Below are 13,222 nucleotides of genomic sequence, written 5' to 3' on the forward strand. Positions count from 1 at the left end.
CCCCCGCTCACTGCCCGCCCCCCGTCTCCACGTCCTCCACATCGACGTCCACGGCCACCGCATCCGGCACGATCCCGCACACCGGGGGAAAGACCATCCCGTCCTCACCGTCCGCGCAGTCCAACGCCACCCCGCACGGCACCCCCACCGCCGGCACCACCGCATCCAGCAACCGCGCGCCAAGCACCCTCTGGTACCGCCACTCACGAGACGCCTCACCCCGCGCCATCGCGTAACGGGCCAGCGCCTGCTCGTCCGAGAAGGCATAGAGCCAGCGGACATCACCGAAGTCCCCCGCCAACGGCGCACCGTCCTCGTCCAACGGCACCAGCACCGGCCTACGGCGGAACTCACCCAACAGCACCGCGAACTCCCGGCGCCGGCGCCCGGCCCCGTCGGAGGGGGACTCCTGCTGGTCGGCTATGGCCAAGTCCGCGTAGTCGTACAGCCGTGACCTGCGTGTATGCCCCGCCGAGGCGGCATCTCCCCCGTGTTCAGCCATGTCCGGGATCATCACACCGCACTGTTGCGGTGTGCAAAAGGGATACACGGCCGAGCGCTCAAGTTCGGCCGTCCCCGCACACGACAGCGCCCGGGCCGAAGCCCGGGCGCTGGGTGGTGCCGTGCGGGTCAGGTCACGGCATGGCGTCCACGTGGGGGCCCACCACGTTCGACCACGCGTTCCCGGACGTCGCGTCCCAGTTCGTGGACCAGGTCATCGCGCCCCGCAGGTCGGGGTAGGTCCTGGACGGCTTGAAGGTGCCGCAGCCGGTGCCCTTCGTCAGGCAGTCCAGGGCGTTGTTGACCACGGTGGGGGAGACGTAGCCGCCGCCCGCGGCCCGGGTGGAGGCGGGCAGGCCCAGGCCGACCTGGGACGGGGACAGGCCGCCCTCCAGCTGGATGCAGGCGAGGGCGGTGAGGAAGTCGACCGTGCCCTGGCTGTAGACCTTGCCGTCGCAGCCCAGCATGGAACCGCTGTTGTAGTACTGCATGTTGACGACCGTGAGGATGTCCTTGATGTTCAGGGCCGTCTGGAAGTAGCCGTTCGACGTCGACTGCATGTCGATCGTCTGCGGGGCCATCGTGATGATCAGGGACGGGCCCGCCTTCGCCGACAGCGCGCGCAGCGCCTGGGTCATGTACGTCGCGTTCAGGCCGTTCTCCAGGTCGATGTCGACGCCGTCGAAGCCGTACGTCTGCATCAGCGAGTAGACGGAGTTCGCGAAGTTGGCGGCCGAGGCGGCGTCGTTCACCGACACCGTGCCCTTCTCACCGCCGACCGAGATGATGACCTTCTTGCCGGCCGCCTGCTTGGCCTTGACGTCCGCCTTGAACTGGTCGACCGTATAGCCGCCCAGACCGGCCGAGTCCAGGGTGAAGGACACCGCTCCCGGGGTCGACGTCGCGTCGGCGAAGGCCACCGCGATGATGTCGTAGGCCGACGGGACGTCGGAGAGCTTCTGGACCGTCGCGCCGTTGTTGAAGTTCTGCCAGTAGCCGGTCACCGCGTGCTTGGGGAGCGTCCCGCCGCCTCCGCCGCCGGAACCGGAGGACGTCGTGCCGGTCACCGTCGCCGACTTCGCCGACTCGCCCGCCGCGTTCGTCGCCGTCACCTGGAAGGTGTACGACGTCGCGGCGGAAAGGCCGGTCACCGTCGCCGACGTGCCCGTCACCGCCGTGATCTTCGTGCCGTTCCGGTAGACGTTGTAGCCCGTCGCGCCCGAGACCGCGGACCAGGACAGCGAGACCGAGGAGGAGGTCGTACCGGTGACGGAGAGGCCGGCCGGGGCCGCCGGGACCGTGGGGGCCGGGTCGCCGCCTCCGCCGCCGTCGGGGCCGAGGACCGAGACGTCGTCGGCGTAGTAGGCCGCCTGGCCGTACCAGCCGTGGGTGTAGACCGTGACCGAGGTCGTCGAGGCGCCGGTGGTGAACGTCGTCGACAGCTGCTTCCAGGACGAGCTGTCGGGGGTCCAGGTCGAGACGTCCGTCGTGCCCGTGCCCGTGACGCCCAGGTACGCGTAGCCGCCCTGCACCCACGCGCCCAGCGTGTACGTCGAGTTGGGCTTGACCGCCACCGACTGGCTGCACTTGGCGTTGTCCTGGCCGGACGGGGTCGCCTTCAGGGCCGTGGCGCCCCCGTGCACCGGGGACGAGACCGTCGTGCCGCTGCCGGCCGTACAGGTCCAGCCGGTCAGGCCGGACTCGAAGCCGGCGTTCCTGACGTTGTTGACGTCCGCCGCTGCGGCCGGGCCGGCCGCGGCGAGGCCCGCGACGGAGAGGGCCAGGGCGGTGGCGGCGGACCATGCCGCGAGCCGCCGTCTGCGGGGTCTGGGTATGCCTGGTGCGCGGTCCACGGGAGCCTCCGGTGGGGAGTCGGCGTGCGGGGAGAGCGAGGAGAGGGAAGGAGACGGAAGGAGGGAAGGGCTTGGCCCCATAAGTTGGTCCAGACCAATCGGCGGTGTCAAGAGGTTCAGAACAGAACCGTCTTCCGTCGGCTGCTCAACCTGTCCGGGTTTGGCGGGACTTGCTCCGGGAGAGTTCCACACCGGCTTCACCAACGCTGTTCTCCGGCCATACGGCCGTGGATACAGTGCTCGGGTAGTCACGCAATGAAGTCGTCCTGGCGCATTGGAGTTACACCGGTGGGCCGACGGGTGTGAAGAGCGGGGAGCTGCGCGTGCCAACTGCCATTGCCGTGACCAGTGCCGACATGGCACTGCCGGCGCAGGACGAACGGACCATGCCCGCCGTCGTCCTGGTCGGCCTCGACCGCAAGCCGCTGGACCAGGCCCTCACCGAACTCCACACCCTGACCGAGCAGTACGGCCACGTGGTCGTCGTCTGCTCCCAGGCCACCCCGGAACCGGTCGTACGGCGGCTGTACACCCTGCGCTCGCTGCTGGAGAGCGACCGCATCGCCCTGTTCCGGCCCGCCCTGCCCCCGCTGGGCGTCGCCGTCCTCGCCCGGCAGCTGCGCCAGCTCGCCTCCTGCGACCTGAGCCCGGGCGTGCTGGCCTGCGCCGGACGGCTGCTCACCCACTACATCCACGCCGGTGCCGTCCTCGGCTCCGTCGCCAGGCTGGACCGGGTCCCGGTCGGACTGAAGGCGCACGCCAGGTCCTGGGTGCCGGGCAGCCAGTTCGCCGTCCTCGCCCACCCCGAGCCCCAGCTCGTCAAGGTCGCCCCCGGCGCCACGCTCAAGGGGCCCGAGTTCAGCACCTGGCTGCTGGTCGCCAAGGGGCAGCTGCCGAGCGAGTGGGCGGGCGGCCTCGGCACCCGGTGGGGGGTGCACGGCCTGCGCGAGACCCCGCTGCCCGCCGAGTCCCCGGTGTGGTGGGGGACCGGCCGCATGGTCGAGTTCTGCGGCTACCTCGCCGACCTGTCCGTCCTCTACCAACTGGTCGCCTCCGTACGCCGGGCCAGCTGCCACTGGTGCGGCATCGACGTCATCGGCGACCGCTGCGTCTTCTGCTCCGCCGGCCCGCCCGGGTACGACCCGCCGGCCCCCCGCGCCCTGGAGCCGCGAACGCCCGCCTGACCCGCGCGATCCCGACCCGTCCCGCTCGACCGATTCCCCCAATGAGGTTGCACGGTCCATGAACTCCCGTCAGCGCCGCGGCGTGATACTCCTGATCCTGTCGGCCCTGTGCGCGCTGGGCGCGTTCGCCGGCGTGCTCTCCGTCATCCACGACGTGAACTCCAAGGTCGGGCCCGAGGTCGCCGCCTACCGGGTCAAGTCCGAGGTGAAGCCGTACACCGCGCTGGACACGGACCAGTTCGAGAAGGTCGAGATGCCGAAGCGGTGGCTGTCCGACAACGCCGTCACCGACCTGCGGCAGATCCGCGGCAAGATCGCCGTCACCACCCTGCGCACCGGCTCCCTGCTCCAGACCGACATGATCGTGGACCGGCCCGCCCTCCAGCCCGGCCAGCAGGAGGTCGCCATCATGATCGACGCGGCCACCGGGGTCGCCGGCAAGATCACTCCCGGCTCGCGCGTCAACGTGTACGCCACGTTCGAGGGAGAGAAGGAGGGCGACCCCGACCAGTCGAAGATCATCATCACCGACGCCCGGGTCCTCGACGTCGGCCGGATCACCGCCCTCGACCCCGACCGCGACCGGAACCGGCAGGCCGGCGAAGCCGTCCCCATCACCTTCGCGCTGTCCGCCCTCGACGCCCAGCGCATCACCTACGCCGAGTCCTTCGCCCAGCGCGTCCGGCTCGCGCTCGTGGCCCCCGGCAGCGAGACCAGCGTCCCCGACAAGGACCGCACCTACGAACTCGCGACGGACAAGTGAGAGGCGGCCATGCCCACCAGGATCCTCCCGGCCGGCGCGGACCCGGACGCCGTCCGCTCCCTCACCACCCTGCTCAGCCAGCTCCCCGACGCCGAGCCGCAGCCCCCGGTCACCGACTCCACCCAGCTGGTCGACACCCTCGCCCGGCTCGCCGCCGAGTCGGTGGACGAACTCCCGGAAGTGGTCGTCGTCCACGAGCGGATCGGCCCGGTCCCGGCCCTGGAGCTGATCCGCGAGGTCGCCCTGCGCTTCCCCGCCGTCGGCGTCATCCTCGTCACCACCGACGCGAGCCCCGGCCTGTTCGCCGCCGCCATGGACTCCGGCGCCCGCGGCCTGGTCGCGCTCCCGCTGTCGTACGAGGACCTCGCCAGCCGCGTCCAGGCCGTCGCCCAGTGGTCCACGGGGGTACGACGGCACCTCGGGCACGGCGGCGAGCAGGCTGCCGGGGCCGGCGGCACCGTCGTCACGGTCAGCGGCGCCAAGGGAGGCGTGGGCGCGACCCTGACCGCCGTCCAGCTGGCCCTCGCCGCCCAGGCCTCCGGCCGCGCCACCGCCCTGGTCGACCTCGACCTGCAGACCGGCGACATCGCCTCCTACCTGGACATCCAGTTCCGCCGGTCGGTGGCCGACCTGGCCGCCATCACCGACATCTCGCCCCGCGTCCTCGCCGACGCCGTCTTCCGCCACGACACCGGGCTCGCCCTGCTCCTCGCGCCCGGCGAGGGCGAACGCGGCGAGGAGGTCACCGACCGCGCCGTCCGCCAGCTGATCAGCGCCCTGCGCTCCCGCTACGAGGTCGTCGTCATCGACTGCGGCGCCCAGCTCGGCGGGGCCGGCGCGGCGGCCGTCGAGACGGCCGACACCGCGCTGCTGGTCACCACCCCGGACGTCATCGCCGTACGCGCCGCCAAACGGACCGTACGGATGTGGGACCGGCTGCAGATCCGCAAGGCCGAGGAGACCACGGTCGTCGTCAACCGGCACACGCGGAGCACCGAGATCCAGCCCGCGCTGGTGCAGCGCATCACCGGCACCGCGCTGGCGCGTACCGCCGTACCCGCCAGCTTCAAGGAGCTGCAGGGCGTCGTGGACGCCGGGCGGCTGCACGAGCTGGACAGCCGGTCCACGGTCAAGCAGGCGCTGTGGGCGCTCGCCGGGGAGCTGGGGCTGGCCAAGGCGGGGGAGGCGGCCTCCCACCGCGGGACCGGCCGGGCCGCCGGGAGCTTCCGGCGGCGGAAGGAGTGAGCCGTGCCATGAGAAGGCCGGGCGGGGACCGGGGACAGGTCAGCGTCGAGCTGCTCGGCATGACGCCGCTGATCGTCCTGACACTGGTGCTGATGTGGCAGGCCGTGCTCACGGGGTACGCCTTCACGCTCGCGGGGAACGCCGCGGACGAGGGCGTGCGGGCGGGCACGGCGGCACCGCGGGGGGAGCGGTTCGCGGCGTGCGAGCGGGCGGCGCTCGAGCATCTGTCGGGCGCGTGGCGCGCGGGCGCCGGCGTGGAGCACTGCGGCGGTACCGGCTATGTCACGGCCGACGTGGCCGTCAAGGTCCCCGTCCTCTTCCCCGGCCTGATCGACTTCCCCGTCACCGTGCACGGCCACGCGGGGGCCGTGGAGGAGGCGAAGCGCTGAGATGCCGTACCGGAGGAGACGCGACCTGGGCCAGGTCGCCATCGAGTACCTGGGGTTCATCCCCGTCCTGCTGATCGTCGGCCTGGCCGGCATCCAGCTCGGCGCCGTCGCCTACGCCGCCGAACAGGCCGGTACGGCGGCCCGGGCGGGCGCGCGGGCGGCGTCGCTGGGGCAGTCCTACAGCCAGGCGTGCGCGGACGCGGTGAGCGGCGGTCTCCAGGTGTCCTGCGCGTCCGCCGGCGGGGGCGACGCGGTGACCGTCACCGCGACCGTCCACATCCCCACCATCGTGTGGGACCTCGGCGACGCCACCAAGTCCGCCACCATGCCGCTCGACCACCAGGGGAGCCGACCATGAGCCTGCGGGCACGCATCAGCACTCCGGAGGAGCACGGCAGCCGGGGCGAGGACGGGCACCTGGTCGCCTCCTACCGGGCCAAGCTGCTGGAGGAGATCGACCTCGCGGAGATGAGTTCGCTCGCCGCCGCCGAGCGCCGGGCCCGGCTGGAACGGGTGCTCGGGCACATCATCAGCCGCGAGGGCCCCGTCCTGTCGACCGTCGAACGGTCCCAGCTCATCCGCCGGGTGGTGGACGAGGCGCTGGGCCTCGGCATCCTGGAACCGCTGCTGGAGGACCCGTCGATCACCGAGATCATGGTGAACGGCCCGGACGCGATCTTCGTGGAGCGCGGCGGACGCGTCGAACAGCTGCCCCTCAGGTTCGTCTCCGCCGACCAGCTGATGCAGACCATCGAACGGATCGTGTCGACGGTCAACCGCCGCGTGGACGAGTCCAACCCGATGGTCGACGCCCGCCTGCCCTCCGGCGAACGCGTCAACGTCATCATCCCGCCGCTCTCCCTGACCGGCCCGATCCTCACCATCCGCCGCTTCCCGCGCTCCTTCACCCTCCAGGAGCTGATCGGCTTCGGCTCGCTCGACGAGCACATGGTGTACCTGCTGGCCGGCCTGGTGCAGGCCAAGTTCAACATCATCGTCTCCGGCGCGACCGGCACCGGGAAGACCACCCTGCTGAACGCCCTGTCCGGGCTGATCCCGCCGCACGAGCGCATCATCACCATCGAGGACTCCGCCGAACTCCAGCTCCAGCAGACCCACGTGGTCCGCCTGGAGTCCCGCCCGCCGAACGTGGAGGGCAAGGGCCAGGTCACCATCCGCGACCTGGTCCGCAACTCGCTGCGGATGCGCCCCGACCGGATCGTGGTCGGCGAGGTCCGCGGCGGCGAGTCCCTCGACATGCTCCAGGCGATGTCCACCGGCCACGACGGCTCCCTCGCCACCGTGCACGCCAACAGCGCCGAGGACGCGCTGACACGGCTTCAGACCCTGGCGTCGATGTCGGACGTGGAGGTGCCCTTCGTCGCCCTGCACGACCAGATCAACAGCGCGGTCGACGTCATCGTCCAGCTCACCCGGTTCGCCGACGGCGCCCGCCGCATCACCGAGATCGCGCTGCTCGACAGCCACGGCGGGGAGCCGTACCGGCTGGCCACCGCCGCTCGCTTCGAGGCCCGGCCGATGACCCCCGACGGCCGGGTCCACGGCACCTTCCGCCACTTCCCGCTGCCCCGCCGTACCGCCGACCGCCTCTACATGGCGAGCCAGCCCCTCCCGCAGGCCTTCGGCGTGGCCCGTTCCGCCGACCAGCTGGCCACCCGAGAAGCCCGGTAGGACGGACCCAGGACAGGACCATGGCCATGGAACTCCACACCCTCGTCCAGCTCACCACCGGCGTGACGCTGCTGACCTGCGTCCTGGCGGTGGCCGGGGTGCACGCCTACGCCTCCGGCCGGGCCCGGCGCGCCGCCCTCGTGGACCGCCTCGCGCACACCGGCGCGCCGCCCCCGACCGGCCGCCGGCGCCGCTTCAGCGGCCTGGACCGGCGGCTGCGCCGCACCCGCCTCGGCCGCCGGCTGGAACGACGCCTGGCGGCGACCGGGATGGACGTCACGCCGGGCGAGTTCTTCGCGGCCATGCTCGCCGCGGTCGCCGCGCTCTGGCTGGTCGGCCAGGCCACCCTGGCGCCCTTCTTCGGCCCGCTCGCCGGACTCCTCGGCGTCGGGGCGGCCGTCCAGTTCCTCAACTGGCAGCGGCAGAAGCGCATCGAACGCTTCATCAACCAACTCCCCGAACTGGCCCGCATCCTGGCCAACGCCACCCAGGCCGGCCTCGCCCTGCGCACCGCGATCGGCATGGCCGCGGAGGAACTGGAGGCCCCCGCCGGCGAGGAGCTGGCCAAGGTCTCGGACCAGCTGTCCGTCGGCCACTCCCTGGAGGACGCCCTCGGTGAACTGGCCGACCGCCTCCCCTCCCGCGAACTGGTCGTCCTCGTCACCACCCTGGTCCTGTCGAACCGGGCCGGCGGCCAGGTGGTCTCCGCGCTGCGCAACCTGACGGAGACCCTGGAGGAGCGCAAGGAGACCCGGCGCGAGATCCGCACCCAACTCTCCCAGGTGACCATGACGTCGTACGCCGTACCCGTCCTCGGTGTCGGCGCGTTGTTCCTGATGAACGGCGTCAAGGACGGCGCGCTGGACCGCATGACCGGCTCACCGGCCGGACAGGCCTGCGTGATCATCGCGTTCGTCATGTACGCCGTCGGCTTCGTCCTCATCCGCCGCCTGAGCCGGATCGACGTGTGAGGGAGGTGACCCGGTGGCATTCCTGCTCGCCCTGCTGATGGGCCTCGGCGTCTGGGGCGTCTTCGCCGGCGTCCGCATGTACCGCGCGGACGCCAGACTCCCCGGCGACCTCGCCGTCGCCCTGGAGGTCGGCGCCACCCGCACCGGCGCGGTCGGCTCGGTCGTCGACCGCCTCGGCATGCGCTGGGCCCCGGCCGTGCTGCGCCTGATGGGCCCGCGCCTGGTGGCCAAGTACCGCCGGAAGATCGACCTCGCGGGCAACCCCGGCGGCCTGACCCTCGACCGCTACGCGGCCCGCCGCGCGGTGTACGGCGCACTGGGCGGCACCGGCTTCCTGGTGTTCCTGCTGCGCGGCCAGTGGTTCGTGGCCGTCCTCCTGCTCCTGTTCGGCGCGTTCTGGACGGAGGTCGGCCTGTGGTCGGCGATCCGGGTCCGCAAGGACGTCATCGAACGCACCCTGCCCGACTTCCTGGACGTACTCGCCGTGGTGGTCAGCGCGGGGCTCGGCTTCCGCCAGGCCCTGGACCGGGTCGCCTCCCGCTACGAAGGTCCGTGGGCCGACGAACTCCGCATCACCCTGCGCCAGATGGACCTCGGCATGAGCCGCCGCGAGGCCTTCGCGGAGCTGCGCCGGCGCAACGACTCCGAACAGGTGGCCATGTTCGTGACGGCGCTCCAGCAGGGGGAGGAACTGGGCGCGCCCATCGTGGACACGCTGGTCTCCCTGGGCGTCGCGGCCTCCTTCTCCTGGTCGGCGTACGCGCTGTTCCTCGGCGGCGCCGGGGCGCCGGGCATGCGGATGCCGTTCAGCCTGGCGCCTGCCGCGGCCGACGGTGCCGCGCACCTCTATCTCGAAGCGGCCGTCGGCGTCCCCCTGTTCGTGCTGGCGGGACGGTTCCTGGAGGCGAGGGCCCGGCACGGTACCGGCGCCGCCCTGAGATCGCTGGCCCGACTGGCCGCCAAGGAGGTGTCGGTACGGCAGGACGGGCACGAAGTCCTGGTGCCGGTCGAGCGGTTGGCCGTCGGGCAGGTCTTCGTCGTCCGTCCCGGGGAGCGGGTGGCCACCGACGGCGAGGTGGTGGAAGGCAGTTCGGCGGTGGACCTGTCCCTGGTCACCGGCGAGAGCGAGCCCGTCGAGGTGCGACCGGGCGCCACCGTGGTCGGCGGGGCCGTCAACGCCGGCGGACTGCTCGCCGTCCGCGCCACCGCGGTGGGTGCCGACACCCGGCTCGCCCGGATCACCCGGCTGGTGACCGAGGCGCAGGCCGGCAAGGCGAAGGCGCAACGGCTGGCCGACTCGGTGGCCGGTGTGTTCGTACCGGTCGTCCTGGCGCTGGCCGTCACCGCCCTCGGCTTCTGGCTCGGGGCCGGCGCCGATCCGCAGGCGGCCGTCACCGCGAGCGTCGCCGTCCTCGTCGTGGCCTGCCCCTGCGCGCTCGGCCTGGCCACCCCGACCGCGCTGCTGGCCGCCACCGGACGCGGGGCCCGACTCGGCGTACTCGTCCGCGGACCCCGGGCGCTGGAGGGGCTGCGGCACATCGACACCGTGGTCCTCGACAAGACCGGCACCCTCACCTCCGGACACATGACCGTCGCCCGGGTCACCGTGGCGGCCGGCGGACTCGGACGGGAGGCGGTGCTGCGGCTGGCCGGCGCGGTGGAGCGGGGCTCCGAGCATCCGCTGGGCCGGGCTATTGCCGCCCACGCCCGGCGCTCCCTGCCCGGACGGCCGCTGCCGGACGCGAGCGGCTTCACCGCCGAGCCGGGCCGGGGCGTACGCGGCCGGGTCGAAGGCCGGCTGGTCGAAGTCCTCGCTCCCGACGGCGAGTTGCCCGCGGCCCTGGCCGAGGCGCTGACGGCGGCGGAGGCCGCCGCCCGCACCCCGGTCCTGGTCCGGGTCGACGGCAGGGCCGAGGCCCTGATCGAGGTGGGGGACGTCGTACGCCCCGGCAGCTACCGGGCCGTGGACCGGCTGCGACGCCTCGGTGTGCGCCCGGTGCTGGCCACCGGCGACCGGGAGGCGCCCGCCCGGGCCGTCGCGGCCGCCCTGGGCATCGAGGAGGTGCACGCCCGCCGCACCCCCGAGGACAAGGCCAGCCTCGTCCGGGACCTGCGCGCGCAGGGCCGCCGGGTCGCGGTCGTCGGCGACGGCGTGAACGACGCCGCCGCCCTCGCCGCCGCCGACCTCGGGATCGCCATGGGCAGCGGCACGGACGTCGCGATCGACGCCGCCGACGTGACCCTGGTGCGCGGCGACATCGAGGCCCTGGCGGACGCCGTACGGCTGGCCCGGCGCACCCTGCGCACGATCCGCGCCAACCTGGTGTGGGCGTTCGGCTACAACGCCGTGACCGTGCCGCCGGCCCTGGTCGGTCTGCTCGCCCCGATGCCGGCCGCGGCGGCGATGTCGGTGAGTTCCCTGCTGGTGGTCGGCAACAGTCTGCGGCTGCGCGCCTGGCAGCCGTCGCCCGTCCGGAGGCGCACCCGATGACCGTGCACCCCTCGCATCCCTCGTATCCCTCGTATCCCTCGCGCCCCGCCCGCCGTCGGCCGGCGGACGCCCTGAGCGCCGTGCTCGTGCCCGTGGCCGCGTGCGGCGTGGCCCTCGCCGCCCTGACCGCCTGGGTGACGGCCGGGCAGGCGGGCAGCCCGCCCCGGATCGAAGTGGCCCCCGGACGCGTCTTCCTGCCCTACGGCGATACGACGGAGACCGCCGCGTTCTTCTCGCTCCTCAACTCCGGCGGGGCCGACGACCGGCTGGTCCGGGTGACGTCCACGGCGACCGGCGGCGAGCCGGCGCTGAGCCGCCACCGCATGAACGGGAGCGGGGCGGCCTACCGGGAGGGCGTGGACGCGGTGACCGTCCCGGCCGGCGGGGGAGTGCTCATGTCACCGGCCGGCGTCGACGTGACGCTGCGGGCCGAGCGGGGGTGGCGGGTCGGCGACACCGTGCCGTTCACCCTGCACTTCGAGCACAGCGGGCCGGTCAGCACGACGGCCGTCGTGATCCGCCCGGCCGACGGCGCCCCGTGACCGCCGCGACCGCGGACCTTTGCCGAAGAGGCCGGAAACCCCGTCCATGACGACCGACGCACCGATGCGAGGATGAGACACCATGATTGCTGGGTGGTGTTCTCGCACGGTACGGGCCGCGGTGTTCGCGGCCGTCTGTGTGCTGCTCGCCGCCCTCGGCCACGTCCTGATGTCCGGCAGCCATGTGCCCGCCTGGGCGCTGGCCGCCGGGTTCGCCGTGACCGGCCTGCTGGGCTGGTGCCTGGCCGGCCGTGAGCGCGGGCTGCCGCTGATCGTGGCAGTCGTGGTCGCCGTCCAGACCGTGCTGCACTCGGCGTTCTCGTTCGCTCAGTCGGTGACCGCGGGAGCGGAGGCGGGAGCGCCGACGGCCGCCGGGGGCCTGGGACACGGCATGGGGGCCATGCACATGGGCTCCCTGCCCATGGGGTCGACGCACATGGGGTCGACGCACATGGGGTCGACACATATGGGCGCACCGCACATGGGCTCGCTGCACATGCACTCCATGGACATGGGGCACATGGCCGAGAGCCACATGGGCATGGGCCACATGGGCATGGGGCATTCCATGGGCGGTGGTACCTCGTCCCTCGGCATGTTCGCCGCCCACCTGCTCGCCGCGCTCCTGTGCGGCCTGTGGCTGGCGTGCGGCGAGAAGGCCGCGTTCCGCATCCTGCGGGCCGTCGCCGGATGGCTGGCGGCGCCGCTGCGGCTGCTGCTGGTCGTGCCCGCCGCCCCGGACGGCCCGCGCGTGCGCCTGCGCCGCCGCCGTTCGCACCGGGCGCCGCGGCTCCTCCTGCTCGTCCACGCGATCATCACCCGGGGTCCGCCCGCGGGGACCGCTGTCGCCTGACGACAGCCGGCTCACCCCGAGGCCGCCCCTGTGCGCCTCGGGCATCGGCCGTACGGCCATCAAGCCGCCGTAGGGCCGTCTCCCCCTCACCGGCACGCGCCGGACCGCGCGCGCTCCCGCGCGCCCCGGGCTCCGCGGCCGGATGATCCGAGAAGGACACCAGGTGATGACCCCTGCCCTGACCACCTCGCACGAGGCGACCGCCGACAGCCGGGGAGGTGACAGAACCCCCGAAGCGGTACCCGTGGACGACGCGATAACGGCCTGGGCGCTGGCCGCCCGAGGCGGCGACCCGCGTGCCGTCGAGCACTTCGTCCGCGCCCTCCACCGCGACGTGCAGCGCTACGTCGCCCATCTGTGCGGCGATCCGCAGGCGGTCGACGATCTGGCGCAGGACACGTTCCTGCGCGCGCTCGGCAGCCTGCACCGGTTCGAGGGGCGCTCGTCCGCCCGCTCCTGGCTGCTGTCGATCGCCCGCCGCGCGGTGATCGACAGCTACCGGTACGCCGCCAGCCGGCCTCGGCTGTCCGACGTACCGGACTGGCAGCTGGCCGTCGAGCTGACCCAGCCGCAGGACCTGCCCGGCTTCGAGGACGGCATCGCGCTGCTGGACCTGCTCGCCTCGCTGCCGGACGAGCGCCGGGAGGCGTTCGTCCTCACCCAGATGGTCGGTCTGCCGTACGCGGAGGCCGCCGAGGTGAGCGACTGCCCCGTGGGCACGGTCCGCTCCCGGGTGGC

General features: G+C 73.1%; 13 protein-coding genes. 11 read left to right on the forward strand and 2 right to left on the reverse strand.

Translation table 11 applies throughout. The features are described 5' to 3' along the window. Positions 1 to 7: 7 nt before the first annotated feature. Positions 8 to 502, reverse strand: a complete 495-nt coding sequence (locus CCN44_RS23290; RefSeq protein ID WP_237482574.1) for a hypothetical protein — start codon at positions 500 to 502, stop codon at positions 8 to 10. A gap of 133 nt (positions 503 to 635) precedes the next feature. Then, entirely contained in the window at positions 636 to 2,354 is a 1,719-nt protein-coding gene (locus tag CCN44_RS23295; protein ID WP_086699218.1) for a chitinase, read from the reverse strand. Positions 2,355 to 2,656: 302 nt separating this feature from the next. Here CCN44_RS23295 and CCN44_RS23305 point away from each other — a divergent pair, with 302 nt between their 5' ends. The 11 genes from CCN44_RS23305 to CCN44_RS23355 all read left to right on the forward strand — a co-directional run. After that, positions 2,657 to 3,538, forward strand: a complete 882-nt coding sequence (locus tag CCN44_RS23305) for a hypothetical protein (RefSeq protein ID WP_086699221.1) — start codon at positions 2,657 to 2,659, stop codon at positions 3,536 to 3,538. A gap of 58 nt (positions 3,539 to 3,596) precedes the next feature. After that, positions 3,597 to 4,301, forward strand: coding sequence for a Flp pilus assembly protein CpaB (cpaB, locus tag CCN44_RS23310; protein ID WP_059252349.1), 705 nt, complete (start codon positions 3,597 to 3,599; stop codon positions 4,299 to 4,301). A gap of 9 nt (positions 4,302 to 4,310) precedes the next feature. After that, positions 4,311 to 5,546, forward strand: a complete 1,236-nt coding sequence (locus tag CCN44_RS23315) for an AAA family ATPase (protein WP_086699224.1) — start codon at positions 4,311 to 4,313, stop codon at positions 5,544 to 5,546. 8 nt (positions 5,547 to 5,554) lie between these two features. Next, on the forward strand, positions 5,555 to 5,935 hold the full coding sequence (locus CCN44_RS23320) for a septum formation initiator (RefSeq protein ID WP_086699227.1): 381 nt from the start codon (positions 5,555 to 5,557) through the stop codon (positions 5,933 to 5,935). Position 5,936: 1 nt separating this feature from the next. Beyond that, entirely contained in the window at positions 5,937 to 6,293 is a 357-nt protein-coding gene (locus CCN44_RS23325; protein ID WP_059252352.1) for a TadE/TadG family type IV pilus assembly protein, read from the forward strand. After that, positions 6,290 to 7,627 carry a CpaF family protein gene (locus tag CCN44_RS23330; RefSeq protein ID WP_059252353.1) on the forward strand — a complete coding sequence of 446 codons (1,338 nt, stop codon included), beginning with the start codon at positions 6,290 to 6,292 and terminating at the stop codon, positions 7,625 to 7,627. Before CCN44_RS23325 ends, CCN44_RS23330 begins: the two co-directional genes overlap by 4 nt. A 26-nt stretch (positions 7,628 to 7,653) precedes the next feature. Beyond that, positions 7,654 to 8,598: a type II secretion system F family protein gene (locus CCN44_RS23335; protein ID WP_059252354.1), complete on the forward strand. Its 945-nt coding sequence runs from the start codon at positions 7,654 to 7,656 to the stop codon at positions 8,596 to 8,598. A gap of 13 nt (positions 8,599 to 8,611) precedes the next feature. Further along, on the forward strand, positions 8,612 to 11,089 hold the full coding sequence (locus CCN44_RS23340) for a heavy metal translocating P-type ATPase (protein WP_167404019.1): 2,478 nt from the start codon (positions 8,612 to 8,614) through the stop codon (positions 11,087 to 11,089). After that, the gene (locus CCN44_RS23345) at positions 11,086 to 11,631 is read left to right on the forward strand and encodes a copper chaperone PCu(A)C (RefSeq protein ID WP_086699229.1); all 546 of its coding nucleotides are present in this window, start codon (positions 11,086 to 11,088) and stop codon (positions 11,629 to 11,631) included. The genes CCN44_RS23340 and CCN44_RS23345 overlap by 4 nt, the downstream gene beginning before the upstream one ends. 82 nt (positions 11,632 to 11,713) lie before the next feature. Further along, positions 11,714 to 12,484, forward strand: coding sequence for a hypothetical protein (locus CCN44_RS23350; RefSeq protein WP_086699232.1), 771 nt, complete (start codon positions 11,714 to 11,716; stop codon positions 12,482 to 12,484). A gap of 163 nt (positions 12,485 to 12,647) precedes the next feature. Further along, on the forward strand, positions 12,648 to 13,222 hold a 575-nt coding region (locus CCN44_RS23355), incomplete at its 3' end, for a sigma-70 family RNA polymerase sigma factor (RefSeq protein ID WP_244203952.1).

It is taken from the genome of Streptomyces tricolor, from assembly GCF_002155905.1.
In the GTDB taxonomy this organism is placed as follows: Bacteria; Actinomycetota; Actinomycetes; order Streptomycetales; family Streptomycetaceae; genus Streptomyces; species Streptomyces tricolor.

Excerpts from the sequence above, each read along its gene's own strand:
- CCN44_RS23290 (WP_237482574.1), bottom strand. The coding sequence starts at position 502 with ATGGCTGAACACGGGGGAGATGCCGCCTCGGCGGGGCATACACGCAGG.
- cpaB (WP_059252349.1), top strand. The coding sequence starts at position 3,597 with ATGAACTCCCGTCAGCGCCGCGGCGTGATACTCCTGATCCTGTCGGCC.
- CCN44_RS23315 (WP_086699224.1), top strand. The coding sequence starts at position 4,311 with ATGCCCACCAGGATCCTCCCGGCCGGCGCGGACCCGGACGCCGTCCGC.
- CCN44_RS23320 (WP_086699227.1), top strand. The coding sequence starts at position 5,555 with ATGAGAAGGCCGGGCGGGGACCGGGGACAGGTCAGCGTCGAGCTGCTC.
- CCN44_RS23325 (WP_059252352.1), top strand. The coding sequence starts at position 5,937 with ATGCCGTACCGGAGGAGACGCGACCTGGGCCAGGTCGCCATCGAGTAC.
- CCN44_RS23330 (WP_059252353.1), top strand. The coding sequence starts at position 6,290 with ATGAGCCTGCGGGCACGCATCAGCACTCCGGAGGAGCACGGCAGCCGG.
- CCN44_RS23335 (WP_059252354.1), top strand. The coding sequence starts at position 7,654 with ATGGAACTCCACACCCTCGTCCAGCTCACCACCGGCGTGACGCTGCTG.
- CCN44_RS23345 (WP_086699229.1), top strand. The coding sequence starts at position 11,086 with ATGACCGTGCACCCCTCGCATCCCTCGTATCCCTCGTATCCCTCGCGC.
- CCN44_RS23350 (WP_086699232.1), top strand. The coding sequence starts at position 11,714 with ATGATTGCTGGGTGGTGTTCTCGCACGGTACGGGCCGCGGTGTTCGCG.